At 44.9% G+C, this 26,964-nt stretch carries 20 protein-coding genes and 2 pseudogenes; 16 read left to right on the top strand and 6 right to left on the bottom strand.

Going from position 1 to position 26,964, the window contains the following annotated elements; translation table 11 throughout:
* Positions 1-4: 4 nt before the first annotated feature.
* Together urtA and QUA27_RS27415 are read right to left on the bottom strand one after the other, a co-directional pair.
* Entirely contained in the window at positions 5-2,935 is a 2,931-nt protein-coding gene (urtA, locus tag QUA27_RS13580) for an urea ABC transporter substrate-binding protein (RefSeq protein WP_333068526.1), read from the bottom strand.
* 1,243 nt (positions 2,936-4,178) lie between these two features.
* Positions 4,179-4,370 carry a helix-turn-helix domain-containing protein gene (locus QUA27_RS27415; RefSeq protein WP_445251504.1) on the bottom strand — a complete coding sequence of 64 codons (192 nt, stop codon included), beginning with the start codon at positions 4,368-4,370 and terminating at the stop codon, positions 4,179-4,181.
* A 1,008-nt stretch (positions 4,371-5,378) separates the two neighbouring features.
* On the opposite strand from QUA27_RS27415, the gene QUA27_RS13575 reads away from it, so the two are divergent.
* The 7 genes and pseudogenes from QUA27_RS13575 to QUA27_RS13545 all read left to right on the top strand — a co-directional run bounded on the left by QUA27_RS13575 (position 5,379) and on the right by QUA27_RS13545 (position 13,403).
* Positions 5,379-8,522 (top strand): ABC transporter transmembrane domain-containing protein, encoded by a 3,144-nt coding sequence (locus tag QUA27_RS13575; protein WP_333068525.1) that lies wholly within the window; start codon positions 5,379-5,381, stop codon positions 8,520-8,522.
* 167 nt (positions 8,523-8,689) lie between these two features.
* On the top strand, positions 8,690-10,492 hold the full coding sequence (locus tag QUA27_RS13570) for a beta-barrel domain-containing protein (RefSeq protein WP_333068524.1): 1,803 nt from the start codon (positions 8,690-8,692) through the stop codon (positions 10,490-10,492).
* Positions 10,493-10,551: 59 nt separating this feature from the next.
* Complete coding sequence (locus QUA27_RS13565; protein WP_333068523.1) at positions 10,552-11,013, top strand: HetP family heterocyst commitment protein; 462 nt, start codon at positions 10,552-10,554, stop codon at positions 11,011-11,013.
* 422 nt (positions 11,014-11,435) lie between these two features.
* On the top strand, positions 11,436-11,744 hold the full coding sequence (locus tag QUA27_RS13560) for a hypothetical protein (RefSeq protein WP_333068522.1): 309 nt from the start codon (positions 11,436-11,438) through the stop codon (positions 11,742-11,744).
* A gap of 338 nt (positions 11,745-12,082) precedes the next feature.
* Positions 12,083-12,133 (top strand): annotated as a pseudogene (locus QUA27_RS27635) (hypothetical protein); the annotation flags it as partial.
* Positions 12,134-12,169: 36 nt separating this feature from the next.
* On the top strand, positions 12,170-12,577 hold the full coding sequence (locus QUA27_RS13550; protein ID WP_333068520.1) for a hypothetical protein: 408 nt from the start codon (positions 12,170-12,172) through the stop codon (positions 12,575-12,577).
* Between the two features lie 85 nt (positions 12,578-12,662).
* The gene (locus tag QUA27_RS13545; protein ID WP_333068519.1) at positions 12,663-13,403 is read left to right on the top strand and encodes a peptidylprolyl isomerase; all 741 of its coding nucleotides are present in this window, start codon (positions 12,663-12,665) and stop codon (positions 13,401-13,403) included.
* A gap of 607 nt (positions 13,404-14,010) precedes the next feature.
* Here the strand turns inward: QUA27_RS13545 and recQ are convergent.
* Entirely contained in the window at positions 14,011-16,206 is a 2,196-nt protein-coding gene (gene recQ / locus QUA27_RS13540; RefSeq protein ID WP_333068518.1) for a DNA helicase RecQ, read from the bottom strand.
* Positions 16,207-16,303: 97 nt separating this feature from the next.
* On the opposite strand from recQ, the gene QUA27_RS13535 reads away from it, so the two are divergent.
* Complete coding sequence (locus tag QUA27_RS13535) at positions 16,304-16,588, top strand: DUF427 domain-containing protein (protein ID WP_333037862.1); 285 nt, start codon at positions 16,304-16,306, stop codon at positions 16,586-16,588.
* 69 nt (positions 16,589-16,657) lie between these two features.
* Here QUA27_RS13535 and QUA27_RS13530 read toward each other — a convergent pair whose 3' ends face one another.
* A complete protein-coding gene (locus tag QUA27_RS13530; protein ID WP_333068517.1) occupies positions 16,658-17,320 on the bottom strand; it encodes an L-threonylcarbamoyladenylate synthase in 663 nt (220 codons plus the stop codon).
* Between the two features lie 75 nt (positions 17,321-17,395).
* Here QUA27_RS13530 and larC point away from each other — a divergent pair, with 75 nt between their 5' ends.
* The 7 genes and pseudogenes from larC to QUA27_RS13500 all read left to right on the top strand — a co-directional run bounded on the left by larC (position 17,396) and on the right by QUA27_RS13500 (position 22,848).
* Complete coding sequence (gene larC, locus QUA27_RS13525) at positions 17,396-18,859, top strand: nickel pincer cofactor biosynthesis protein LarC (protein ID WP_333068516.1); 1,464 nt, start codon at positions 17,396-17,398, stop codon at positions 18,857-18,859.
* 367 nt (positions 18,860-19,226) lie between these two features.
* Positions 19,227-19,397 (top strand): helix-turn-helix domain-containing protein, encoded by a 171-nt coding sequence (locus QUA27_RS27410; RefSeq protein ID WP_445251502.1) that lies wholly within the window; start codon positions 19,227-19,229, stop codon positions 19,395-19,397.
* Between the two features lie 328 nt (positions 19,398-19,725).
* Positions 19,726-19,902, top strand: a complete 177-nt coding sequence (locus tag QUA27_RS13520) for a hypothetical protein (RefSeq protein WP_333068515.1) — start codon at positions 19,726-19,728, stop codon at positions 19,900-19,902.
* A 282-nt stretch (positions 19,903-20,184) separates the two neighbouring features.
* Positions 20,185-20,541 carry a tyrosine-type recombinase/integrase gene (locus QUA27_RS13515; RefSeq protein WP_445251501.1) on the top strand — a complete coding sequence of 119 codons (357 nt, stop codon included), beginning with the start codon at positions 20,185-20,187 and terminating at the stop codon, positions 20,539-20,541.
* Positions 20,528-20,716, top strand: a pseudogene (locus tag QUA27_RS13510) (transposase); the annotation flags it as partial. The gene QUA27_RS13515 and the pseudogene QUA27_RS13510, both read left to right, overlap by 14 nt.
* A gap of 37 nt (positions 20,717-20,753) precedes the next feature.
* Positions 20,754-22,508 carry an ATP-binding protein gene (locus QUA27_RS13505; protein ID WP_333068514.1) on the top strand — a complete coding sequence of 585 codons (1,755 nt, stop codon included), beginning with the start codon at positions 20,754-20,756 and terminating at the stop codon, positions 22,506-22,508.
* 211 nt (positions 22,509-22,719) lie between these two features.
* A complete protein-coding gene (locus tag QUA27_RS13500; RefSeq protein WP_333068513.1) occupies positions 22,720-22,848 on the top strand; it encodes a hypothetical protein in 129 nt (42 codons plus the stop codon).
* 335 nt (positions 22,849-23,183) lie between these two features.
* Here the strand turns inward: QUA27_RS13500 and QUA27_RS13495 are convergent, their stop codons facing one another.
* Both QUA27_RS13495 and QUA27_RS13490 read right to left on the bottom strand, forming a co-directional pair.
* Positions 23,184-25,535 (bottom strand): PhoX family protein, encoded by a 2,352-nt coding sequence (locus QUA27_RS13495; protein WP_333068512.1) that lies wholly within the window; start codon positions 25,533-25,535, stop codon positions 23,184-23,186.
* Between the two features lie 181 nt (positions 25,536-25,716).
* A complete protein-coding gene (locus QUA27_RS13490; RefSeq protein ID WP_333068511.1) occupies positions 25,717-26,184 on the bottom strand; it encodes a hypothetical protein in 468 nt (155 codons plus the stop codon).
* 232 nt (positions 26,185-26,416) lie between these two features.
* On the opposite strand from QUA27_RS13490, the gene folK reads away from it, so the two are divergent.
* Positions 26,417-26,905: a 2-amino-4-hydroxy-6-hydroxymethyldihydropteridine diphosphokinase gene (gene folK / locus QUA27_RS13485; protein ID WP_333068510.1), complete on the top strand. Its 489-nt coding sequence runs from the start codon at positions 26,417-26,419 to the stop codon at positions 26,903-26,905.
* Positions 26,906-26,964 lie beyond the last annotated feature (59 nt).

Genomic DNA, 26,964 nt, shown 5'->3' with positions numbered 1-26,964 from the left:
ATAACTACTTCCCCAGACCCTGATATTTGCTCAATAAAGCAGCAAAGCGCTTGTAATCCACAGGCTTCCTCACATACTCCGCCGCTCCCAATTCCAAACCCTGGTTTTGGTCGTCCAAAAAAGTTATCATAATCACTGGAATATCAACCAAATCTCGATCGGCTTTCAACGCCGACAGCACCGCCCAGCCGTCCATACTTGGCATCATCACGTCCAGAATAATCGCGTCCGGCAGCAAATTCTTAGCCAACATCAGCCCCCCTTGACCGCTAGCCGACGATCGCACCCGAAATCCCTGTTTAGACAAGCAGCGGGTCATCAAATCCCGCGCGTCCGGATCGTCGTCAATCACTAGGACAGTAGCAGCATTGGGCAGCTCCAGCGCTTGCGATCGCACTGCTTTTTGCTTCGCTTCAGTCGATTCTGCACTCGTTTCTAAATCGTCGTCGGAAGACTTAGGCTGCATTTCTGCGGTTTCTCGATCGTCCTGCGCTTCTTTCGGGCTTGTAACCGCAATCGGCAACCGGATCGTAAAACTAGAACCGCAGCCAAACTCGCTATCAACCGTAATGTCCCCGCCCATCATCTGGCAAAACTTCCGGCTAATTGTCAGCCCCAAACCGGTGCCGCCGTATTTGCGGGTAGTAGAATCGTCGGCTTGAGCGAAAGCTGCGAACAGCCTCGACACCTGATCCTCAGTCATGCCGATGCCGGTATCGGTTACTTGAAAGACGATCGCAGGCTGTTGACACCCAGAAAAAGCTGCCGAGATTTCTTCGGAATTGTCGAGTGGCAAAACCTCCCCTTCTTCTTTCCAAACATTAATCGTAATTTTGCCTCGATCGGTAAACTTAGCAGCATTGGTCACCAAATTCAACAGCGCTTGCCGCAGCTTTGACAAATCGGAGTATATAGTGCCAATATTGCGATCGCAATTGACCATCAAAGTATTGCCATTTTTCCCTAGCTGGGGTTGAACAGTAGTGACAACCTCCTCGATCAAATTCCACACCTCAAAAGTCTCTAAAAAAAGAGTCACCTTTCCTGCTTCAATTTTAGAAATATCCAGGATGTCACTAATAATGGTGAGCAACTGCTTGCCTGCCATATTAATGCTTGCCAAATCCATCACAAACTCTTCTTCGCCGAGTTCCAGAGCCTCTTCTTGCAGCAGCTCGCTGTACCCAATAATCGCATTCAAGGGCGTCCGCAACTCGTGAGTCATATTTGCCAAAAAAGTGCTTTTCGCCCGGTTAGCAGCTTCGGCAGCGTTCTTAGCAACTTCCAATTCGCGCGATCGTTCCTCTAGCTGCCGCTGCCGCACTTCCAAACCGTTGAGCAAACTGCTAATTTGCTGAGCCATCGTATTGAGAGTAGAAGATAGCACCCCGATCGCGTCATTAGAAACCACCGGCGATCGAGCCGCCAAATCACCGCTCGCCATCTGTTCGGCAGTTTCCCGCAGCAAGCCGAGATTCCGAATAATTGCCGACACCGACACAAAAGCCACTATCCCCGCGATCAAACTCAAACCCAAAGCTGCCAGCAGCCAGTGCTGAGTGCGGCTCGCCACAAAGAGAGTTTGCTGCACCAGCACCGCCATTGCGGCTTCAGGAACCCCCGCCGCCGGAGCTGATGCAGCGTCCATTGTCAGCAAATAGTTCTTCATCTCCACAGAACCCATCCACCCAACTCCCACCGCCATCCAAGTTATCAGCACCAAGATCACAAACAGCCCGCTCAAAGACGCCCGAGTTCCCAGAGCAATTCCCCTCGTAGCCAGTGCCGCCGCCCAAGGATAGCCTTTGAGAAAAGGATCTGGCCGAACCGGTGCGCCGGAATTCCAAACTTCCTCAATTTGACCGTCCAACCTCACCTTACCAATGCGTACTGTTTTCCAGGTATGCTGCGTTTGGGCATCTATTTTTACCTTGCCCGATGGCGCTGCAAACTCAATATTTTTAGCAGCAGCCCTGACTTTAACCACATCTGTCGAACCAGCTTTTTCTACTGCTTGCTTCCACAGGTAAACGCCCAAATAAGCCGCTTCGATCGGGTCATCGGTGACTCGATTTTCCCCGTATCGGGCTTTATAAGCATTGACAAATTTACGATTTTCCGGTGTATCGACCGTTTGAAAATAGTTCCACACCACCCAATGTCCGGCAATATTGGACGGCCCGATCGCCCGCACTTCTTCTTCTGCTACGCTGACCGACATCACTGGCAAATCATCGGGTTTCACGCCAGCTTCCCGCAACTTTTGGAAAAAAGCCACATTGCTGTCCCCGTTGAGAGTGTTGAGAATAGCATCTGGTTTCACTGCTAAGATATGTGCGATCGCCTCGCCCACTTCCCTCGATCCCAGCGGCAGATACACTTCCCCCGCTAACTCTCCCCCCTGTGCCGCCAGTTGAGCTTTCACAATCCGATTTGCCGTGCGGGGAAAGAGATAGTCCGAACCCAACAGAAAAATTTTCCGCTTCCCCTGTGCCAGCAAGTAATTCACCCCAGGCACAATCTGTTGGTTTGGGGCAGCACCAATGTAGAAAATATTCGCACACTGTTCTAGCCCTTCATACTGCACCGGATAGAACAGCAACCCTTTGCCCTGGTCGAAAACCGGCTGTACAGCTTTGCGGCTCGCCGAAGTCCAACAGCCAAATACCACCGCCACCTGAGCTTCAAAGAGCAATTGCTTAGCTTTTTGAGCAAAAGTTTGCAAATCGCTAGCTCCATCTTCTATAACCGCTTCCAAGGGGCGTCCGAGCACCCCTCCTGCCGCATTAATTTCCTCAACAGCCAACAGCGTCGCATCTTTAACAGAAATTTCGCTGATGGACATCGTGCCCGTCAGCGAATGCAACACGCCTATTTTGATCGGCTCACGAGTCGAGCCGGCTGCTTCGAGGGGGTTACTGCTCCTTGCTCCCATAGAGTTTTAGATAATTTTTACCGAAAAATGGGGTTTAAAGCCCCGCACTTAAGTGCGGCTTTTATCTAGGACTTTCCTGGATAAAAAGTGCTGAAGTTTGATATAATCATACCATAATAGTAAGAAAAGCAAAGCTAAAAAACGGAACGAGAGACCAATACTGTTCACTTGATGAAGCCATTCGAACAGGCGAGTTCCTTACAAAAAAAGCTGTCCGAGTTTGGATGGACAACGCAGATATTAGTAAGACTATGTTGTACGCACTCTGTAAAGATATTGCCTGCATAGTTCGCTTTCGCGAAAAAGCTCAAGTCAGCCGCCCGTAAACCCAGTGCGGAAGGCGCTTTGGCTTCTATATCTACCTTCTATAGACGCTGTAAAAAAGGTCAGAAAAGGAAGGGTTATCCCTAATTCAAAAACCACTGTCCCTCTGTAGAAGACATCTCCGAAAACAATCAAAGCTTATGTATAGTTAAGTTGTAGGACGTAAATGTAATCATCCTAAATTAGGTAGTGTGTAAAATAAAACCAGACTCTGAGATGTGTAGGGTTGATAATTGTACCAACATATTGAGTGAGCTGTGTTAATTTTTATCTAATGCTTTCACCGCTTTTTCTAATTGTAGTAGTAGCGATCCAATTCGCCACGTTACTCTTCCACAAAAATTTAAAATTACGGACTCATATTTTTGGCAATTTTATCTAAATTTTATTGGAAATATCGAAATCTCTTGACCGTTATAATTCCGATGTTAGACAAAAATCTTGCTACCACCAAACGCTTTGTTTTGTTCTTTATGTTCAGTTGTTAATTCTAATTTTCTGATTCTTTTAATGGGAGTTGTTATTGAATTTTATCCAACGTAAGCTTTATCTCTCTTAAATCTTTGTTGAGGGTCAAACTCGTGCGAGATCTTCCCAGAATAAGGTTATATCCCTTTTACGTTAAGACTTCCCTGCCACAACATCAACTATCTCTCTACCATCTGGCATGAAAATTATTTGACTTTTAAATGTAAGCTGTTGCGGCATTTAAATTGTCTATTAAAAAAAAATAAAACTCTTGTGGGGATTAGGGTTGGGCGTCCCGCGCGCCTCAAATATACAATTTAAATGCACGACAGCTTATGGTTAGTCTTCTTGCCTGAAAATTATTTTTCTTGTTCATCATGAGTTCCAGATATTTCTCTGACTTGTTCGTAGGTATCTACTATTAATTAATATTCTGTGAATATTTCCTTAGCTATTGCACGATCAGCAGCATTTTTTTTACTTGTTCCACCCAGCTAGATGGTAGCAATCGAAGCAGGCGTCCAAACCAATAGTTAAGTGTATCATTAGCTGTAGACTCACTAACTCCAAATGGGATGCCCCGAAGTTGAAGTGTTGTCCTAGTCCTAAGATAGAACAAAGTTAAAAATATTTGTTCGGGAATAGATAATTTGGGTTTTTGACCGACTCCACCAGCAATAATTGTAACTTTTTGGGATTCTAGTAAAGCTTGTTTTTCATGATGTAATGGTTCGGCATTTTGGAGAAATTGTTGTAACTGTTCCTAGGCCTAATCAATTAATCGCTGTGTTTTTTTTATGCTTCTTTTCAAGATAATTAAGGATGTCGCTCATGTTTCTGTGTAAAAAAATGTCTTTTATCTTTTTTTATGGCACAATGTTACTATTGGGGAAATATCTTATGTTCGTGATTGGTAAATCTCTAACTAAATGCGTTTTTTTGATAAAAACAGCGGTATTTTGGGCTACATAGTGGGCAAAATTCTGTTTTATTTTTGAGGGTAAATGATCAAATAATTGTTGTTTCTGTCTCTAAGCTATCCCTACAATTACATTAGATGGATGCAGTATTTTTGTCATTATTTTTTTTAGGTTTAACTTAAATGATCGCTGTCTCCATAAATTTTTAGCATACTAAGTAAGGCAGAACCATTAATTGCTTGAATTGCTGCTACAAACTAATAGCAATCAATATTTCTTTACAATGTTCGGAATCTGGACTTCACAAACGATCGTCAAAAATTGATGGGTTTTGAATCCTGAATGTAAACTTCTGCGTAGATATACCTGTATCGGGGAGAACATTAGCCTCCCCTGCTTCACAAAATCTTTATAATTTTTCCGTAATAATACGGTACTTTTATAAAGATTAGGTAAAGATTGCCCTGGAAGGTAGCCCAAATCACGATTCTGTAAGTTAAACTGAGAGCCAGCCCAAAGCACACTTACGTAATTACCACACAATCCTGAAAAAACGCAATTCTATATATCCTAAATGCGTTGAAGGAATGTCGTAACCAAGGGGTGTTAGTCGGACATATCGACAAACAGTTTTTAAGCCAACTAAATTGCAACTAAACCCATAAAAATTGCTCATAACCGGGTTAGTTGTAATTCAAAAAAATTGTTTCAATTTTTTGACAGGGTAAGTTATGAAAAAAAATTTAGGGGTTACAAATCACATTCTTAAAACCCGAGAAGCCTTGGAAAATTTCCCGGCTATTCAGAAAATTTTCGAGGGAGTCGGTGCAGGATCGACATTAGTGGCGAAATTAAATACAGCCAGTGAAATTTGCGATTTTCAGCTCGGAGATGAAATCACTCAATATCAAACATCAGATAGCAACAATTTGGTTGAAAAAGAACAGAGCGATCGCCATTTTTATTTAGTTTGCGAGGGAAGAGTCAGGCTGCTAGCGGTAGAAGCGTCTCACCAGCAGGAGATTTCGGCGGTTGTACTGGAAGTCGGAGCAATATTTGGGACAGATGACCGATTTATAGACAGCGGACTGCCTTACAGGGCAATTGCAGCCGACACTTGCCAAATCGCTCGAATTGCGGCCACCACAATGCAGCTTATTTTAGAAGAATTCCCGCAACTGCAACAGCATTTGCAGCAAGAATTTCAAGAGCGACAGCGGTTAATATTTTTCAAGACACAAACAGATTTGCGATCGCTCCCTCCCCACCAACAACAGCTTCTGTGGCCGCATTTACTTCCTTACATAGAAGAAAGCCGAATTCCTGCCGGAGTTTCCCTCGCTGAGCATTGCCAAAACTCCAACAATCTTTTTTGGCTTCGCAGCGGTCAAATTCAAGGTCAAGCACCGCCAATTATTGGCAGTAACTGGGAACATTCAGACGTAAAGAACGACTGGATAGCCGTAACAGACCTGCTAATTTACCAGCTTAGCAGCGAACAGTGGGAAATAGCCAAATCCACAATTAGTTCCGAAAGCAATTCCCGCCCTAAAATCCTCCGCAAACCTCCGATTTTAAGCTTAGTAACGGCGCCCCAAGATGCCCAATCAACCTCACAAACCGAGCCATCAAAATTAACCGCAGTTGCTCAGCAAAAACCCGCAGCCGGAATCATCAGCTTTCCCAAACCCAAGCAGCGGCGATGGTTGAGTAGCAAACACCCATTCATTCAACAACAGAGCGCCGCAGATTGTGGAGCTACTTGCTTAGCCATGATTAGCGAATATTGGGGTAAAAAATTTAGCCTAAATTACTTGCGCGAATTGGCAGAAATTGGTCGCAGCGGCGCCTCGCTCAAGAATCTGGCAAAAGCAGCGGAAAGGATGGGATTTCACACTCGTCCCGTGCGAGCTTCTTTAACTCCGCTGCGAAATCAAAATCCCTGGATTGCTCACTGGCAAGGCAATCACTACGTGGCAGTTTACCGCTTTAAAAATCAACAGGTTTTAGTGGCAGATCCGGCGGCTGGCAAGCGGTGGATGAGCATTAAAACTTTTACCGAAAATTGGACTGGGTATGCCCTAATTTTAGACCCGACAGCGGAACTATACCGCAATCACAGTGCCGAACATCAAGGCATTAAAATTAAAGATTTTATGGGCATAGTCTGGCCCTACCGCGCTGCGATCGCCCAAATTCTGCTCCTCTCCTTGTTGCTCCAAATATTTGGTCTAGTTACTCCCCTATTTACCCAAGTAATTCTCGACCAAGTGGTTGTTAGCAAAAGCATAGTAACTCTGCACGTTTTTGCGATCGGACTGCTGCTATTTAGTGTTTGGCGAACGCTGTTGGGTGCAACGAGACAGTATTTGCTGGATTATTTGTCGAACCGCATTGACCTGACTTTAATTAGCGGCTTTATCAGTCACACTCTCAGTTTGCCGATCAAGTTTTTTGAATCTCGTCAGGTGGGCGATATATTGACGCGGGTTCAGGAAAATCAAAAAATTCAGGCATTTTTGACTCGCCAAGCTATTACGGCTTGGTTGGATGCTTTGATGGCTGTAGTTTACATCGGACTGATGGTTTACTATAACTGGCGTCTGGCTTTGTTGGTGCTGGCTTTGATTCCGCCGATCGTGATTTTGACTTTAGTAGCAACTCCGTTTTTGCGAAAAGTGTCGCGGGAGATTTTTACCGAAAGTGCGAAGCAAAATTCATCTTTGGTGGAAATGATTACTGGGGTGGCGACGGTTAAGGCAACTGCTGCTGAGCGAGAAATGCGCTGGCGCTGGGAAGACCAATTAACCTGCATGATTAATGCCAAATTTCGCGGGCAGAAGTTGGCTAATTCTTTGCAGGTGATCGGGGGTGGGATTAATACTTTGGGAAGTACGGCTTTGCTGTGGTACGGGGCAATGCTGGTGATTCAAGACGAGTTGACGATCGGTCAATTTGTGGCTTTTAATATGATGATTGGGAGCGTGATTTCTCCTGTTTTGTCTGTAGTGGGACTTTGGGATGAGTTTCAAGAAGTGCTGGTTTCGATCGAGCGTTTGGATGATGTATTCTCTGCCCAACCGGAAGAAAGCCCTTACAAGCCAATGCTGGTGCTGCCTCGCATTCAGGGAAACGTCAAGTTTGACAATGTTTCTTTTCGTTATGCTCAGGATGAGGAACGCAATACGCTGCAAAATCTTTCCTTTGAGGTGCAAGCTGGAGAAACTGTGGCAATTGTCGGCCGCAGCGGTTCCGGTAAGAGCACTTTGGTGAAGTTGCTGCAAGGTTTCTATTATCCAGAAAAGGGGCGGCTGACAATTGACGGCCACGATATTCGGCACATTTCTTTGCAGTCGCTGCGAGTTCAGTTGGGTGTTGTTCCTCAAGATTGTTTCTTGTTTTCGGGAACGATTTTGGAAAATATTACGCTGTATAAAAACGGAAACGATGCGGCTTCTGCAAGCTTGGAACAGGCGATAGAAGTGGCGAAGCTAGCAGAAGCTCACGCTTTTATTCAAGATATGCCGCTGGGTTATCAAACTCCTGTGGGGGAAAGGGGAACAAGTTTGTCGGGGGGCCAGCGACAGCGAATTGCGATCGCCCGCGCTCTTTTGGGAGATCCCCGGATTTTGGTTTTGGATGAAGCAACTTCTTCGCTGGATACGGAGTCTGAGCGCAGGTTTCAGCAAAATCTCGCCCGCATTAGTCGCGATCGCACTGCGTTTATTATCGCTCATCGGTTGTCTACGGTGCGTAATGCCGATCGAATTTTGGTTCTAGACAAAGGCATTTTAGTCGAACAAGGCAACCACGACGAATTAATGGCTGAACACGGACTTTACTATCACCTCGCTCAGCAACAACTCGATATTTAAGTCATTAGTCATTAGTCATTAGTCATTAGTCATTAGCAACCAACACAAGGCTAAAGAGAATTTTCAGTTACTCCTGACTCCTAACTCCTAACTTCTGACTCCTGACTGACAACTCCTAACAACTGCTAACTGCCAACAGTCATACAGATTAACTTGGAGGAAATACAATGTTTTCACAAGATGAGAAAGAATTAGGCCATCCTCCTAACGAAATAGGTGAAGTCTATGGGGGCGTAGCTTCAAGGCAAGAAAACGAAGCCCGAAAAAAAGACCGCTCTTTAGAATTAGTCGAATCTCAAAATCGCTCTTCTCAAACTAATGACGGTATCAATATTGCCAAGTTACGGCAGGCTGATGCTAAGAATTGGTCTACTTCTTTGCACTCGGTACTCGACCAGCCTCCAGTATCTTTTCCCCAGCGGTTGATATTAGGAGGAATGGTTTTTTCCGTAGCTTTTGGAGCGTGGGCAACTTTGGGAAAAATTGACCAAGTTGGTCATGCTCAGGGCAAATTAGTCCCCAAAGGCGCTGTTTACAAAATTCACCCGACGGAGACGGGAAAAATTATTAACCTCCCTATCAAAGAAGGTCAAAAAATCAAAGCTGGACAATTATTGGCCGAATTAGACCCGTCGAATGCCCAGAGCGAGGTGGAGCGTCTTGAGAAAATTCTGGACGCTGATCGAATTCAATTGGTGCAGCAGATTAGTTCGATCGAGAGAACTCGACTTGAAGCAGAAGCGAGCCAAGCTATTGCTGCTGCAGACCAGCGGGGGGCGGAAGCTGCGATCGCCCGTGCTCGCGCTTCAGCCGCCACCACGCAGTCTCAAATCGAGCAATTGCAAGCAGATTTAGTGTCTCAGCAAGCGCGCCAGCAACAACTCAAACCTCTGGAAAAGAATGTGCAAGACTTGCTCTCGCAACTGAAAACAGATATTAACTCGCAGCAAGGGCGGCGCGATCAGGTGAAACCCTTGCAACGCAAAACTCAAGAATTGCTGGTGCAATTGCAAGCAAAAGTAACTGCTCACAAAGAGCGGATCGCGCGTCTCAAACCTTTGGTAGATGAAGGAGCGCTGTCAAAAGACGTATTGTTTCAAGCAGAGGAAGCTCTGCGAGAAAGTGAAAATGCCGTTATTAGAAGCCAGTTGGGGGAGACAACTCAGGCTGACGATCGCGCCTTTGAAGTCGAGCAAACCGTTCGCGACAGGCAAAGTGCTGCGATCAGGAGTCAACTGTCTGATGCAACTGGGGTTAAGGAAAGGCTGTTTGAAGTCGAGCAAAATTTGCGCGATCGAACAAGCGCCATTTCTAAAGCCCAAGGTGAATTAGCCCAACAACTGGCAGAGGTCGATCGACTGCAAGCCGAAGCCGCCAGCAAACAAGCCGCAGCGCGCCAAACGCAGTTAGAAAAAGAGCAAAAAATTCAGCAGTTGGAAATGGAATTAAATCAAGTCAAATCCAAAATTGCCGAAACCCAAACCCTGCTCGCTCAAGCAAAAAATCAGCTCAAACAAAGATTTCTCTACGCACCCGTCAGCGGAGTCATTTCCGCACTCAACATTCACAACACTGGCGAAGTAGTTCAACCGGGTCAAACTATTGCAGAAATGACTCCGAATCAGGCTCCTCTGGTGCTGGAAGTCAGTTTACCGAACCGAGAAGCGGGATTTGTCAAAACCGGAATGCCGGTGCAAGTCAAATTCGATGCTTTTCCTTATCAAAATTACGGCGTGATTCCGGGAAAAGTTTTATCTATTTCGCCGGATGCCAAAACAGACGAGCGATTGGGTGTTTTTTACCTGGTGGAAGTGAGTATCGATCGAGACTCAGTGAAAGCCAAAAACCAAACCTGGAAACTCAAAGCTGGCCAAACAGCTACTGCGGAAATTGTCATCCGCCAGCGCAGCATAGCCGACATTTTGCTTGACCCTCTCAAGCAGCTACAAAAGGGCGGCATGAGTTTGTAGAACTTAGTTAAGTGGTTGTTGTCCTTTGTCACTCTCTATACACAAAACAGGATAAAATAATGACTTCCCAATTTCACCATTCTGGCAATCATTCTCAAGTTGGAATCAAACCAGAACAATTGGATGAGATAATTTCAGCCATCCTGGCAGGAAAGTATTCTTGGGCTTGTTTTTTACTTTTGCGGTGCACGGGTTACAACCCTCTCGACTATATTCCTTACCGTACTTCCAACCGCTTGCTTAAGGAAAACAGTCAAATCAGCAAGTCGAGTAAATCGGAAACTAAGCCTGCATTGGGCAAAATTGCTGATTTAGATTATGTGGAAGTGGTGAGGGAAAAACGAGCCGGAGTTCGAGGGGGTTATGTAACTGAGGCTTTTAGCGAGTTGCACTCAGATACCAGAGGTTTTGGACTGGAAGTCAAGGAAGGGCAATATCTCTCGATGCCGACGGTTGATGTTCCGCATCAGGGCTTTTTTGGGGCATTAAAGACACGTTGGTTGAATTTCGCGGGCGAGTAAATTAGTTGCTCGAAACAAAACCCGATTGCGGGCGTTGGGTGTACCTGTTTTTTGGTTGACTCACCGCGGGCGATCGGGTTTTTCAGTAGGCACACCACAGTTTTCGCTCCCGCTCTTAACAAAATTTCCTCAAGTTATCTTTACATTCTGATTTTCGATAAATCTGCCAAAATGGCAACACGGCAGGAAAAGTCCTGATTATATTAGGGATATCAAAGGAAACAAGGTTGTTCAGCCGAGACAGAAAAAGCTTCTGCCAAAATGGCAACACAATCATTGTTAACCTTGATAAATTGATTACAGACAAAACAAAGTTGTTACCGAAAAAACTTCCTGCCAAAATGGCAACACAGATACCAAAGGGCAAGCTAAATTAGGTAACAGTAAAACAAAAAAAACTCACTCTTAAAAGGACAAAACAAATGATTATTTCTGACCTGAATTACTTGGAATCTGCTGAAGCAAATGTTGAAGGTGGCTACTATTTTGGCGAAAGCTCAACCACCTATGTTAACGCAAACATCAGTGAATATCTGACCATCAATAAGGTATTCAACTCTAAGACGAACATTAAAGGAAATTTTGCTGGTGCTGAAGCTTCAGCAGGTGCTCTGGGAGCGAACTCAGCTACTCAGGCTATCAGCAGCACCAACACTGTTCAAGGTGTAGGTTCTCAGTCTAATGCTACTTCTCTCTCTGGTAGCAACGGATATTTCTTCCCAGGGTGGTAGTAGTAAAGAAAAGATCGCCTGTATAGTCTTCAACCTATTCTGATAACTAAAATCTGTCAGAATAGGTTGATTTTAGTAAAGTTTTTTTTATTAACATTATGACTCAGAATAAAGTTGTTATCAAACGCCTAGTTTCACCCGATTGCAAAGTTATTGCCGAAGCTAAAAGCGTAGTTTCAAAATCTACTGATGGAGCGACTCAAATTAGTCAAAGTGTTGCTGTAAATATTTCATCTAATCATACTTCCAGCAGTTACACAAAATCTCGTTCTAGTTCGTCTTCAACATCGAGTTGTTTTAGTCGTTATTAAAATGACTAAATCGAGTGGAATTAAAACATCCAAATTTTTGCAGGAAGCGGCGACGATATTATCACAAGTAACAGAGGTGACGATGCGATCGATGGAGGCGATGGAAACGACACTGTGCGGGGAGGAAAAGGTCAGGATTTACTGATTGGCGGCAACGGCGACGATTTTCTTTGCGGCGACTTCGGCACCGATACATTGATTGGAGGTAGCGGCGCTGATACCTTTGCCTTTAGACCCGAAACAGCGAGTGCAGCAGCTAATCCATTGTTAGCAGATCGAGTCGTTGATTTCAATCCCGCTGAAGGCGATCGAATTGGGCTGACTGGGGGACTTTCGGTAACAGACTTGACACTCGTCGCGTTTGATACGGATGGTGACGGTACGGCAGACGGGACTCTGGTCAAGTTTAGTTCAAATAATGGCGATCGAATTTTAGCTGTTGTTTTGGGAACAGTTAACGCAGCAGGTGCAACAACTTTGAGCAATTCTAATTTTATTAGTTTGCCTAATGACATTGTGTAGCCAAGCGTTAACCGTTAACACAAACTACCCCGCAGGAATCGTCGGGGGATGAAGTTAATAAAGTTATATAGGTTGAGAGAGAAACATGAAGGACTTTTACGGACCATTGATTGAACCAAGTGAAATCATCGAACTACTCAGACAAGAGCAGCAAATAAAGACATTTAGTCAAAAGGTTTTGCAGAAAAAAGTTATTGAGAAAGCAGCCCGGGAACGGGGGTTAACTGTGACTCCCGACGAAATTCAAGCTGTGGGCGACCAACTCCGCCGCGAGAAGCGTTTGGAGAAAGCGGCCGATACGATTGCTTGGCTGGTCGATCAGATGATTTCTGTAGAAGATTTAGAGGCAGGGATTCGCGATCGGCTCCTCAGCCAAAAACTAGCCCAACACTTGTTCAGCAAAGAAGTAGAAAAGATTTTTTTTCAAAACAAATTGCAATTCGACAAAATAATTCTTTATCAAATGGTTGTTGCCAACCGCCAGCTTGCTCAGGAACTATTTTATCAAATTCAAGAAGGAGAAATTAGCTTTTTTGATGCTGCTCACCTTTACGATATTGACGAAAATCGTCGGCATATATGCGGTTGCGAAGGCAAGGTTTATCGGTGGGGTTTAAAACCAGACATAGCCGTCGCCGTATTTAGCGCTAAACCCGGAGAAGTGATTCGTCCAATAGAAACAGAGCTAGGATATCACTTGTTCCTGGTGGAAAAGTTTCTCCCGGCGGAATTAACCCCTGAACGGTATCAAGAAATATTGCACAATCTGTTTAACGAATGGTTGGCTAACGAAGTCAACTATTTATTGTACAATTCTAAAGTGTAGAAACTTAATTTCTCGCCTTCAAAAACCCATATATATAATTTTGCCGCAACCACATACAATGCTAAAATTTAGGGTACTTATGGGTGTACCGAGAGACTTAATATCGTTTCCGGCTGCACAAACATTATTCAATCCTTGGGGGGGCGTGGGTGTAAATAGTCTCATGCGTGTGGATTTAAATATTACTCGCTCTCACGCACTCTAATACTTAGGTAAAAAGTGGTTTTACGAGGTACTTATAGCTCAATAAGGTTCATTTAAAAAGGTAATTTATCCCCCTAACCACTCACTAAAATTGAGAACTGAAGAAAGTCTAGGCAATTGCTTCCGGGTTTATTAGTACCCTGGCACCTGGGCGAAGCATAGCCAACAATGAGACGCTGAGCTAACCCAACCTTACTCAATTATAGCGCTCTTAAAATTACTTTTGAAATTTGAGTTTTGCCAACTCCATAGAGGCCAGCTAGCAAAGCAAAATGGAAAAAATATATCGGTTAAAAACGCCTCTCTAATATATTATCCCCACAAGCTATTTTTTTTATTCTCATTTTTACTTCCTCCCATCAATTATCTGCGTCCATCATCGTTCATCTGCATATATCTGCGGTTAAAAACCGACATAATTTTGCCGCCACCAAGCGCGCACAAACTTAATCTCCTCAAACGTATAACGTTCTTCCAAAAAATCATAAATAGCTCTCAGTTTCTCATCACCCATAACTTCAATTGCGTACACTATCGCCTGCTGGCGTTCCGGTTCCACCAACAAATTTATATCAACTTCCCTGCCCATTTCCATCAATTCTATTAGATGCCCAGAAATAGTATTAGGACTCATCCCCCGCGCATTGGCTATTCCTTGAACTGTCAAACCTTGTCGGTATAATTCCCAGGTTTGCATCTGCGAATAAGACGCAACGTTAGCAAGATTGGGAAGATTAGCGGCCTCAGAAGATGCAGCACCACTTGGCAATCCTTGTTCTTGGCAAAAAGTGCGAATTGCTTCCAAGAAAACTTTGCCGTACTTATCTCGCTTGTTGCTGCCAACGCCGTAAACCTCCTCGAATTCTCTGAGATTTTGCGGGCGTTTTTCTGCCATATCTCGCAAGCTTTTATCGGCAAAAACTACGTAAGGTGGCACAAATTGTTCGTCTGCAATTTGTTTGCGTAGCGTCCGCAGTATGGTAAATAAAGCTTCTACTTCTACTGCCAAAGAACGAACTTTCCCCTGTACTTCCCGCTGGGGTTCAATGGCGATTTCAACTGTGCGCTGACGTTTCATAATTTCCCAACTTTTTTCATTGAGCTTCAAAATGGGAAACCCGTCTGTTTTTTCGTCTAAAAAACCTTGATTTAACAGCGAACGACTCAATTTTTTCCATTCCTCAGCACTTCTATCTTTGCCAATTCCGTAAGTAGAAAGTTGGTGGTGCTGGTATTGCAATATTTTTTGATTTTTTGAACCGCGCAGCACGTCGATGATGTGATTCATGCCGAATTTTTCTTGGCATCGGGCGACGCAAGAAAGAAATTTCATTGCCTCAATTGTCCAATCTTCTACTGGTTTTTGGTTGCAACAGTTATCGCACTGGCCGCAGTTGCCGGGGAATGAATCGCCAAAATAACTTAACTGGATTGTGCGACGGCAATCGGTGGATTCTGCATAGTTGATTACTCGCCGCAACTGTTGGCGGGCAATTCGTTGTTCTTGCGGGTCAGGTTTTTGCTCGATGATGTAGTCGATGGTTTTGACATCGCCGTACCCGAAAAATAAGCTGCAATGGGCGGGTTCGTTGTCTCGGCCTGCGCGGCCGGATTCTTGATAGTATCCTTCGAGATTCTTGGGTAAGTCGTAGTGAATTACAAACCGCACGTCTGGTTTGTTGATGCCCATACCGAAGGCTATTGTTGCTACCATTACTTGCACGTCGTCGCGAATGAAGCGGGTTTGATTGGTGGCGCGATCGACATCGCTCATGCCGGCGTGGTAGGGTAAGGCTTGGATGCCGCTTTGTTGCAATTTATAGGCAACTTCGTCAACTTTTTTGCGGCTGAGACAGTAGATAATTCCGGAACCGCCTTTTTTTTGGATGATTTGCAAAACTTCGGCAAAACTGTGTTTGGTTTTGGGGCGAACTTCGTAGTATAAATTGGGGCGGTTGAAGCTGGCGACGTGGATGTAGGGATTTCGCAGAGTTAGCTGCTGGATAATGTCTTGGCGGACGCGCTCGGTAGCGGTGGCGGTTAGTCCCATAATGGGAATATCGGGATATCGATCGCGCACTCGTTGCATTTGCCTGTATTCTGGTCGAAAGTCGTGCCCCCATTCCGAAACGCAGTGGGCTTCGTCGATCGCAAATGCCGAAATTCCTAACTTATTTGCTACTATATCTAAAAATGGTAAAAATCTCTCACCCAGCAAGCGTTCGGGTGCAACATAAAGCAATTTAATCTTACCTTCGAGAATCGCAGTTTCGCGCGATCGGGTTTCCTGAGAGCTCAAAGTGCTGTTGAGAAAAGTCGCCCCAATTCCATTATCCTGCAAAGCTTCCACCTGGTCTTGCATCAGAGCAATTAACGGCGAAACAACCACCGTCAATCCCGGTTTCAACAGTGCCGGTAATTGAAAACACAAAGACTTGCCACCGCCCGTCGGCATGACAATCATCATATCCCGTTTTTGTAAAGCAGCTTCGACAATTTCCTGCTGCCCCGGGCGGAAAGAGTCATAGCCAAAAAAATGTTTGAGTGCTTGTTCCAGGGACAGCGGCACAGAAGATATTGGCGGATTCGACGCTGGCATTTGCAGTAGTTGGTTGTGGGCTTCTCAACTATTCTATGCCTTTTGAGCACAAATACAGTTACAATAATTGAGAATCTCAATTTAAGCAGAAAAACTGATGCCGAAAGCAATTTGGAATGGTGCCGTTTTGGCCGAGAGCGACAAGTGCGAAATTGTAGACAACAACTATTATTTCCCCGCCGATGCCATCAACCGCGAGTATTTCAAGGACAGCAGCACTCACACTACTTGCGGTTGGAAAGGTGTTGCTAGTTACTACAATGTCGAAGTCGGCGGACAAGTTAACAAAGATGCTGCGTGGTACTATCCTACTCCAAAAGATGCTGCTAAAAATATTGCCGGATATATTGCTTTTTGGAAAGGAGTTAAGGTAGAGGCTTAAAGCATTTTATAACTCAAAAAATGGCGCGGCTTGTGGGCGAATTTAGCGCTAAATCCGCCCCTTAAAATTTTAATCTTCCCAAACGGCGACAGCTTCCGAACCCAAACCACGGCGAACAACAATCGGTTCGCTTTCGGTCAAATCGAGAATGGTGGAAACTTGATATCCCGGATCGGAACCATCATCGACTATCACATCTACTAACTTTGAAAAACAGTCAAAAAGTTCAGCTTTGCCAAAGCTTTCTGCTTTAGATGCAGGGACTGGTGCTGCACCTTCATCATCGGTGGTAATGTGAGCGGATGTTGAAATAATTGGATTTCCCAAGGCTTCCACCAGTGTAAAACAAAGTCGCTGATCGGGAACGCGAATTCCCGTGGTTTTGCGTTTCGGGTTCATTACCAACCGTGGCACTAACTTGGTAGCTGGCAGCAGAAATGTATAAGGCCCCGGTATTAACCGCTTTATAATTCTGTATGCTTCATCGCTGACAGCAGCATAGTCGGTGATATTTGACAGAGAGGAACACAAGAACGTTAAAGGCTTATCATTGGAGAGTTGCTTGATCTTCCTGACTCGTTCTACCGCAGACTTGGAGTTGAGATCGCAGCCGATCGCGTAAACTGTATCTGTCGGATAAAGCATCACGGCCCCATCTTTTAGAGCTTTTGTAATCTTCTCGATCCGGTCTCTTTGGGGTGCAACTGGATGCACTTCGTAAATAGTTGCCATGTTAAGATATTGCAGGCTAAGTGGGCGATCAAAATATCGAGTGAAACAATCAATATTGAAAATTAATTGTTAACAATGAATAAAATAGCTTATTTTGACTGTCCAACCGGCATTGCTGGCGATATGTGCATCGGCGCTCTTGTCCACGCTGGCGTTCCTTTAGAATACCTAATCGAAAAACTAAATTTGCTCGGCATTTCGACAGAGTACCAGTTGCGGACGGAATTAGTCCACCGGAATACTCAACAAGCAACTAAATTTTATGTCGATTTAGCTGCGGATTTGTGGTTAAAACCCAAAAATTCCGCTACCGAACTCGATCCCTCGGAAACGGAATCCCCGACTTTCGACGCCCGCCACCACCATCATCACGGGGAAGAACATTCTCACAGTCATGGCAAACCAGATGCTGAAATTACCCACACTCATCACCGCAATTTGCCACAAATTGAGCAAATCATCGTCTCTGCAAAATTGCCTCCGCGCGTGGAAGCTTGGAGTTTGGCCGTATTTGGCAAATTAGCAGAGGCAGAAGGTGCCGTACACGGTATCCCCGCAAGCGAGGTTCACTTTCACGAGGTGGGGGCGACGGATGCAATTATTGATATTGTCGGTACTTGTTTGGGTTTGGATTGGTTGGATATTCAGGAGTTTTACTTTTCGGCGATGCCGACTGGTGCAGGTACGGTGAAGGCGGCCCACGGTAAGTTAGCGGTGCCGACGCCGGCGGTGATGCGGTTGTGGGAAACGCACCGAGTGCCGGTTTACAGCAATGGGATCGATCGCGAATTGTGCACTCCTACGGGAACTGCGATCGCCTGTACTCTAGCCTCTGCTTTCGGCCCGCCACCGCCGATGCAAATTCAGGCGATCGGTTTGGGTGCAGGTTCTCGAATGCTGGCAATTCCTAATATTTTGCGCCTCTGGATTGGGGAGAAGGAAGAAGGAAGAAGGAAGAAGGAAGAAGGAAGAGGGAAGAAGGAAGAGGGAAGAGGGAAGAGGGAAGAAGGAAGAGGGAAGAAGGAAGAGGGAAGAGGGAAGAGGGAAGAAGGAATAGGGGAGAAAGAAATATTTAACCAATTCCCAATGCCCAATTCCATAGAAACTATTACGGTATTGGAAACGCAAATTGATGATTTGAGTCCGCAGGCGATCGGCTATGTTTTTGATGCTTTGTTTGCCGCCGGAGCTCTGGATGTTTTCACTGCCCCAATTGTGATGAAAAAGTCGCGGCTGGGGGTTTTGTTAACGGCGATTTGTCATCCCGAATTTCAGGATGCTTGTGAAGCAGTTATCTTTCGCGAAACTACTACTCTGGGAATTAGGCGATCGACTCAACAGAGGACTATTTTACACCGAGAAATCCAGACAGTTCAAACAGAATACGGCGAAGTCAAGATAAAAGTTGCGAAGTCTGGAGAAACTATTGTTAATGTACACCCAGAATACGAAGATTGCGCGGAAATTGCCCGACTTAAAAATATTAGCTGGCGGGAAGTTCACCGCTTGGCGCTGCAAAGTTGGTACGATCGCACTTAATCAATTACAGTGACTTACAAGAGGAATTTAGTCCCTGACGGGCTGACAAGCCGTCAGACCCCAGAGGCTTGAGGAATATCTAAATCAGAGGAATCAAAACCTCTGATATCATGTCCGGTCGATTACCCTAATACGGTAGGGGCTGGTTCACGAAAAAGATCTGCCAATAATTGACAATCTCAAAAACCAGCCCTTTTAATCGCTTTTTTTTCAAGCTATTCTAGAAACATACTTCATTCCCGATCGCATTATGGTTGCCTTACCAGATCGCCCATCGATGAGTGCAGAAGAATACAGCACTTCCGGATGTTATGAGGTACAATAGAATCGACTAAAAATAATATACCAATGAAAGCATACTCAGTAGATTTGCGCTCCTTTCATAGTAGCAGCCCATATCGAGCAGAAGCTGTCGATCAGAAAAACAGCAGCGATATTTTCCGTCAGTAAAAGCTCTGTTCAAAAACTGGTCAAGCAACAAAAAATCGAGGGAAATTTACAGCCGAAACCCAGGGGAAAACGAGATACAGTCATTTGAATAATTCCACAGCTTCTTTGAGAGAAATAGTGGCAGCACATCCCGATGCAACCTTACTAGAATTGTGTGAGTTATTTGGCCAGAAGACGGGAAATTGGGTGGGTAGAACAGCCATATGTAACGCCTTACAAAAGTTGGGATTAAATCGTAAAAAAAAACAGTGAGAAGTAGCTTTCGCCGGAACAGAAAAAGTCATGAAGTTAAGGTTAGAGTATTGGGAAAAAGTCAAGCATATCGACCAAAAAGATCTAGTTTTTTTAGATGAGACTGGAGTATTACGCTTGTTTAACCAGAACTCATGCACGTTCTCAACGAGGAACGAGAGCCTATGCGGTTAAACCTTTTTACGCCCGGTAAAAAAGTCACAGTAATTGGTGCAATTAGTTTGAAGCGAGTAGTGGCACTCATGACAATGGATAACTCAATGGATGGCAAAGCATTTGAGGTATTTATTGAGCAATGTTTAGTGCCACAATTGTGGTCGCCAGCAGTAGACGTGAATTGATAATTTACCCGCGCATAAAGTAGATTCAATTACATCGATGATTGAATCTGTGCGTGCTTCTATTTTATGTTTGTCCCCATACTCACGCCTATTTTAATCCGATTGAATTATGGTGGTCGCAACTTAAATCTTTATTGCGACAGTTTTCGCCAACCACCACTAAAAGGGTTGATACGATAATTGCTCTGGCTCTTGATTTAATTAACCCGAAACATCTCAAGAACTGGTTTACTAATTGCTGCTACTGTACCTCATAACATCCGGAAGTGCTGTAACACTCGCTTGGGACACATCACCAGCGACGCGGCCGGCTTAATCTTGCGACAGGCTTTTAAGCGAGTAGGCATCGAGGGAGCAAGTTCTCACAGCTTCCGCAGGACTGCCCTTACCCAGATGTCGAATGCTGGCATCCCCTTAAGAATCGTGCAGGAAGTGAGCGGACACAGGAATTTAGAGCAGTTGCAAAGGTATCTGGAAGTCAAGCCGGAACAGGTCAGAGGAGCTGTGGCCAGTCTCTCTATGTTGAGTCATGGCAAAATCGAAATATCTCTATTTCCCGATCTAAAGCCAGAGTCGGAAACTTTGGGGGAATTTTTTTCGGTAGCAACGATAGAGTGGGGTACGAGTGGAGGTGATTGAGCGGACATCAAAGGAATTTGAGATTTTGCCTAAGCGGTGGATTGTCGAGCGTACTTTTGGCTGGCTCAATCAGTTTCGACACTTGAGTAAGGACTATGAACTATACACCCAGACCAGTGAAGCGATGATTTTCGGGTCGCTCATCCGTTTGATGACCCGCAGGCTGTCTGCTTAATCTTTTGTTTACAAATTAGCTCTAATATAATAAGAACGTGAAAATCAGGTACTTACCCTATCTAGCAGCCTTTTTAACAGCGACGCTCGTTTTAGCGATCGCCGAGCTATTCATTCGTTTAGAAAACGAACATTTCCAGCAGGAAAACCGCGTTGCTGTACTAGACCAACTTAGCACGGTGAGAGCTAAGCTTGAAGGTTCTTTAAACCAGCGATTATTTGTAATGCAAGGTTTGGTAGCTTATATTTCAGTAAACAATCCAAATATTAGCCAAGCAGAGTTTGAAAATTTGACTAGAGTTATCGTAGCCAAGCAACCCGGTATTCCTAGCGCTGCATTGTTCAAAAATTCCATTGCAACCCATCTTTATCCTTTAGCAGGTCAAGAAGGTGCTTTAGGATTTGCACCACTGAAAATACCAGAAGAAAAAAAGCCATTTCAAAGAGCAATTGATACTAGAAAGACTGTAGTTTCGGGACCAATTAAATTAATCGAACAGGGTAATATGGCTTTGATTACTCGTACCCCAATTTTTCTGACTCCTGTCGGCAAACCTCCTGAAAGCGGTCGCTATTGGGGAATGGTAAGCATTGGTATTGATTGGAATATTTTATTAAAAGAAGCGGGACTATTAGACTCATCTGCCAAGCTTAAATATGCGATTCGGGGGAAAGATGGATTAGGCGCTGCGGGAGAAGTATTTTTTGGAAGTGCTAAGGTTTTCCAGCGATCGCCTGTTACTTTAGAAGTAACTTTACCTAATGGCTCCTGGCAGTTAGCAGCTATTCCCAAAGATGGCTGGCTTGAGAATTCACCTATTTTTAAATGGTTGTGGATAGCTGCTAGTTTCAGTGCTCTATTAGCTGGAGGTGCAATATTTGTTTTGGTAAGTACGCCAGCAAAACTAAGAGAAAGAGCTTTACAGTTAGAATCTCTTTTGGAAGAACTACGACGTACCCAAACAATGATAATTCAAGCTGAAAAAATGTCGAGTTTGGGTCAGATGGTAGCAGGTGTCGCGCATGAAATTAATAATCCAGTAAACTTTATCCACGGTAATATTAGTTATTCCAGCGAGTATGTAGCTGATTTAATTCGTTTGTTAGATTTGTATCAAAAATACTATCCCAAACCAGCCAAAGAAATTCAACGAGAAGCTGATAATATAGACTTAGAATTTTTAGTTAAAGACTTACCAAAAACTATCAATTCGATGAAAGTTGGAACCGAACGCATCCAGCAGATCGTCCTGTCATTACGTAATTTTTCGCGTTTAGATGAGTCAGATAGCAAAAAAGTAAATCTCCATGAAGGCATTGATAGTACGCTATTAATTTTGCAACATCGCTTAAAAGCTAACTCGCATCACTCGGAAATTAGAATTGTGAAAGAATATGGAGATTTACCAGCTATCGAGTGTTATGCAGGACAATTAAACCAGGCTTTGATGAATTTAATTAACAACGCGATCGATACTTTGGAAGAGAAGCTGTCGTTGCCGAATTCTAAGGATCTATATTTCATTCCGACGATTCAGATTGCTACTAAAATTGAGGGCAAAATGGCCAAAATTCGGATTTCAGACAATGGATCTGGAATGAAAGAAGAAGTCCGACGGAAAATATTCGATCCATTTTATACGACTAAACCAGTAGGCAAAGGTACGGGAATCGGCTTATCAATAACTTACCAAATTATAGTAGAGAGACACGGCGGAAAAATCGAATGCGTCTCCGAACCAGGAAAGGGAACGGAATTCGCGATCGCTATTCCTTTAACTAACAAAAATTAGTTGCAAAAATTAGGGTTGGCAATACTTACAATCTTAAATAAAACCGTTTTTAGACGTAGCGGAATCCTACTTAAAATCTGTGAAGCTCAGACAAGACTTATAATAGAATAATGTTCCGAATACCACAGATCGATGTTGCTGAATTCAGGTATGAATCAGGTGGGAACAGGGACATCCAAGAACTTGAGATAATGAATTACAGCACTTCCGGATGTTTCGGCGCGATAGACAAGGGCAATGGGTTCTCTCCCACTATGGTTTGGGCGATTCCTTGCAACTTGAATCGGTGAATCTAGAAATTGCGATCGCCGACTTATATCGCCAATTACAATTTTCTTAAAAATTTCGCGCTCAAGGGATTTGATATTAATTTTCCTAGGGCTTTTTTAAATTATTTGAACGAACGGCGAAGACGAGAAGAGCGCGAATCAAGAACAGTATCTTCTTCTTTCTCTTTCTTCGCGTCCGCGTGCCTCGCGGTTCATTCAATCTTACTCCAGATTCGTAAAAACCAGGTTTCTGGGCCCGGATGCGTAAGGCCTATTTAAACTTAGATGTTGCACCATTCTAAATAAGCTTTTTAGGAACCGGCTTTCCGGCCTGTTCCACAAGAAAATTTACTCTTTGTGGAACAGGCATCTTGCCTGTTCTTGAGTATGGTGCAAGATGTGAGATTTAAACAAACTGACCCGTTGGAGTCGATCGCACGCGACGAATTCCAATCACCGACGGCATCGGCGAACGACGCCTGTCATTCTCAATATTACTCGGCCACAAACTGCCGCGAGACACACTCCGAGTCTGGTTAAAAACCGCACCGTTCAAATCCAACATTTCAATTTGCCGACTCAGTACAGTACCATCATCGATCGGGCAATCTTCCCCCGGATGCTGCACCGAAAGCAACAGCGTATCTCCCACAAAAGTCGGCCCCGTCATTTCGCATCGATTCGGGCCGTAAGCAAACGGAATTACTGTTCCTGCATTCGGCCCAGAAGTCGGAATATAAAACAGCCAATTGTTGCCGAAAACTCCAGTAAAATCTGACACATTTCCAGTCTTGTTGTGGTCGATCGCTGTTGGCTTTCCAGCCGCACCGACATCAAAACCGTTATGCGTGCTAGTAGACATATCAGTGACGGCCCAAATATTGCCTTGAGTGTCAAAAGCCAAATTGTCTGCACTAGCAAATCCCGCCCCAGCTACCGAACCCGCTTCTCCACCTTGAGCCAAACGCTGCCAGCGGAACGTCAAACCTGCCCCATCGGGACTGTCTTCAATTATTTTGTAAAGTCCTCCCGACTGCTGAGTGCTATTGAGTCCGGCAGTGTATTTAGCAACAGTAAAAATGCGAGAATCCGGATAACCGTCGCTTCCCGGTGCGCCGTCAGTATAAGCAATAAAAACTTCCTTAGTAGTAGGATTGATTTCCAAATCTTCCGGCCGCGCCGTTGGAGTGCCACCAATCAAATTAGCAGCTAAGAAAGCATCAACTAAAACCGCACCTTGGCTGCTGTAAAAATTAGCAAGAGTTTTATTGCTATAGCCAGGAAGTGCTGTTGCTTCATTGGTTGTATCTACTACAAAAGAACCGCCGTCTTCGGTTTGACCGGCAATTCCGGCGCGTTTTGGCAAGCGAGTATTTGCATCTCTTTGAGCTTTGCCAAAACTTGCTACTTCCGCTTCGCCAACTTTAGAAGGACGCACCGGATTCGTCGGGGCATTAAATGTCAGTGGCAGCCATCTTCCAGTACCGTTGCGGTTGTATTGGGCAACGTATAAAGTGCCGTCTTCAAACAAGTGGCTGTTGTTTTTATCTGCGGGGTTGGTGACACTACCGCTGCTGACAAATTTCCAGGTATGTCCGCCGCGCCGATCGTCCCCCATGTAAACTACTAACTTGCGTCCCGCTGCGGCGCGAATCGCGACGTTTTCGTGGCGGAAACGGCCTAAAGCGGTGTGTTTGCGGGGGCGGAAACTCGGATCTTGAGGATCGACTTCTACCATCCAGCCGTATTTTTCGCCGACTAAGCCGAATTCCTCGCCCGTAGTACCCTTGGGGTAGCCGGTTTGGCCGCCGTTGGGTTTGACGTTTTCCTGAACTCCCACGAAGAATAGTTCGCTACCTTGGAAGTTTTCTTCGGCGGAGAGGATTGTGCCCCAAGGGGTTGTGCCGCCGGAACAGTTGTACGCTGTACCGATGATGCGGTTTCCGAGTCCGTCGGTGTTGACTTGCGCGAAGACTTGGGTGGCTGCAGGGCCCGTGCCCGTGAGGTACTCGTTATCGCCTTGTCTGGTTCCCCAGGAGGTCACATCTTTGTATTTGTCGGCACGCTGGCTGTTGATTCCGAGGCCCGAAAGTCCGTGAATGCGTCGGTTGAGGGGGTCGCGGGCGATCGCCCCAAAGCGTCCGTTGGCTTGTTTGGTGATGCGGACGATCGAACCGCCGAGATTGTACAGAAATTCGCCGAAGCTATCGCGATTTTTTACGGATAAGTCTTTACCGAGTACGGCGCGATCCGTTGCTGGAAATGATGCCACATCTGCAGGCGCTTCCGGTGCCACTTTCGACATCGGGAAGGATACGTACTCGTGGTTAACCCAGAGATAGCCGTCGTCATTGCTGCCGCGAAGGGGTAGGAAGGCGGTGTAGTCGCAGTTGTAGCCGAAATAGTCCGTTGGATTGGGAAAAACTCCATCCCCCCAGCGGAGAATCACGTACCGTTCGTATTCCGGCGGTACAACCACATCGTCAACAACGCTGTAGCTGGTTAATTTAGTATTCTGCGAGGCCGCCATCACGGTTCCTTGTCCGTTTAAGCCCGTCGGCATAAAGCTGGACAATTCTTGATAAATCGGCAGCGGGTGGGGAAGCCTTAACGGAGTGAAAGATAGCGGCCCTATAACAGATTCCGCCGAGGTGGAATTGATGCCGAAGAGTGTTTGAGTTAGTTGAGGGGCAAGTACAGTGGTAGCTGCACTGCTGCCGAAGAAAATTAACAGTTGTCGGCGAGTTATTTTAGACATAAATTCCTGTTCAGCCCAACTTCCCTAATCAGATGATTCCGTATGAAACTTTATCACTCTTAAATTAAGGGTAGTTAACCTGAAGGTTAATTAAAGTGGAATTATATTTGGGTTAATAATTGGTTATTGGTTGTTTGTTGTTTGCTACCAATTCCCAATGCCCGATGCCCGATGCCCGATTTCAATCATCTCGAAAACCCGGATCGTTTTGTCTGGATGCCTGCCGGCTGGGTGTGGGTGCGTTAATAATTTGCGATCGTCCAGCATTGGCGGGCAAAATATTGCCGTCTCTGAATCCCAGCAGCAATTGAGCATCAGCAAAATATCTAGTCCACTGTTCAATTCTCGCATCTTTGTGCCAGTCGTGGCGGGATACTCTCGATCGCAAAACTGGAACTCTTTGTCGGCTGCGATCGGCTGTAATGATGACTGTAACTTCTGTTAATGCCGGATTTGCTTCAAACTCGCGGGCGATCGACTCTTTCGCTAAATCTTCCGCCTGCTGCACTAAACTCGCAAAAGATTGACTGCCGTCCGAATCTAGAGTAAGATAGCTTTCCTTACTTTCTGCTAAAGATACTGATATATTTACGGTAAAAATGACCGTTGCCAAAATCCAGGCTGAAAATAAGCGTCGGTGGAAACTCATTATTTTTAAAACTCAATGCTGACACTTGTCAATCATAATCAATAAAAATTAACACCTTATTAAGTTGTGATTAAAATAATATTTTGTATAATCAGATTTTGCCGACAATAGGGCTTGTAGGCTAGATAACTAAATCCTTCTTTATTCTTGCTTTTTCCCTCTCCCTTCTTCCTTCTTCCTTCTTCCTTCTTCCTTCTTCCTTCTTCCTTCTTCCCTCTTCCTTCTTCCTTCAATGAAATTAACAAAATGTGCGATCGCGCTTGGTAGCAACTTAGGCGACTCCCTCGCCACACTCAAAAGCGCGATCGCAACCCTGAACAACACCCCAGGAATAGCCGTAAAATCTCATTCAAGCTGGTATCAAACCGCCCCCGTAGGGCCGCCACAACCAGATTATATCAACGCCTGTGCCATCCTCGAAGTTGTATTAGAACCCGAACAATTGCTAGCAAAATTATTAGAAATTGAAATAAAATTTAATCGAATTCGCCGAGAAAAATGGGGACCGAGAACCCTAGATTTAGATTTGCTGCTGTACGACAATTTAATCCTAGAAACTCCGACACTGACTTTGCCTCATCCCCGGATGACCGAAAGAGCTTTTGTATTAGTACCTTTAGCAGAAATTGCCCCGGATTGGGTGCATCCGGTGACGAAAAGTGCGATCGTCCAACTCCTGCAAACCGCAGACTGTTCCGGAGTGCAAAAATTACCCTTGTAAAAATTGAGCAAAATTCACGGATCGTAGCAATAAAAAAAATGCAACCGCAGGTAAGCTGC

The organism is Microcoleus harperi Pol14_C6 (assembly GCF_036701295.1).
Classification (GTDB): Bacteria; Cyanobacteriota; Cyanobacteriia; order Cyanobacteriales; family Microcoleaceae; genus Microcoleus.
The sequence above is the reverse complement of the archived record's forward strand: the minus strand, read 5'-3'. Positions and strand labels throughout refer to the sequence as shown.

What these genes read in the sequence shown, in the direction of transcription:
- QUA27_RS13565 (WP_333068523.1), top strand. Translation starts at nt 10,552, where the DNA reads ATGACTTCCCAATTTCACCATTCTGGCAATCATTCTCAAGTTGGAATC.
- QUA27_RS13560 (WP_333068522.1), top strand. Translation starts at nt 11,436, where the DNA reads ATGATTATTTCTGACCTGAATTACTTGGAATCTGCTGAAGCAAATGTT.
- QUA27_RS13545 (WP_333068519.1), top strand. Translation starts at nt 12,663, where the DNA reads ATGAAGGACTTTTACGGACCATTGATTGAACCAAGTGAAATCATCGAA.
- QUA27_RS13520 (WP_333068515.1), top strand. Translation starts at nt 19,726, where the DNA reads ATGCGGTTAAACCTTTTTACGCCCGGTAAAAAAGTCACAGTAATTGGT.
- urtA (WP_333068526.1), bottom strand. Translation starts at nt 2,935, where the DNA reads ATGGGAGCAAGGAGCAGTAACCCCCTCGAAGCAGCCGGCTCGACTCGT.
- recQ (WP_333068518.1), bottom strand. Translation starts at nt 16,206, where the DNA reads ATGCCAGCGTCGAATCCGCCAATATCTTCTGTGCCGCTGTCCCTGGAA.
- QUA27_RS13500 (WP_333068513.1), top strand. Translation starts at nt 22,720, where the DNA reads ATGTTTCGGCGCGATAGACAAGGGCAATGGGTTCTCTCCCACTATGGT.
- QUA27_RS13530 (WP_333068517.1), bottom strand. Translation starts at nt 17,320, where the DNA reads ATGGCAACTATTTACGAAGTGCATCCAGTTGCACCCCAAAGAGACCGG.
- QUA27_RS13570 (WP_333068524.1), top strand. Translation starts at nt 8,690, where the DNA reads ATGTTTTCACAAGATGAGAAAGAATTAGGCCATCCTCCTAACGAAATA.
- larC (WP_333068516.1), top strand. Translation starts at nt 17,396, where the DNA reads ATGAATAAAATAGCTTATTTTGACTGTCCAACCGGCATTGCTGGCGAT.
- folK (WP_333068510.1), top strand. Translation starts at nt 26,417, where the DNA reads ATGAAATTAACAAAATGTGCGATCGCGCTTGGTAGCAACTTAGGCGAC.
- QUA27_RS13495 (WP_333068512.1), bottom strand. Translation starts at nt 25,535, where the DNA reads ATGTCTAAAATAACTCGCCGACAACTGTTAATTTTCTTCGGCAGCAGT.
- QUA27_RS13535 (WP_333037862.1), top strand. Translation starts at nt 16,304, where the DNA reads ATGCCGAAAGCAATTTGGAATGGTGCCGTTTTGGCCGAGAGCGACAAG.
- QUA27_RS13575 (WP_333068525.1), top strand. Translation starts at nt 5,379, where the DNA reads ATGAAAAAAAATTTAGGGGTTACAAATCACATTCTTAAAACCCGAGAA.
- QUA27_RS13490 (WP_333068511.1), bottom strand. Translation starts at nt 26,184, where the DNA reads ATGAGTTTCCACCGACGCTTATTTTCAGCCTGGATTTTGGCAACGGTC.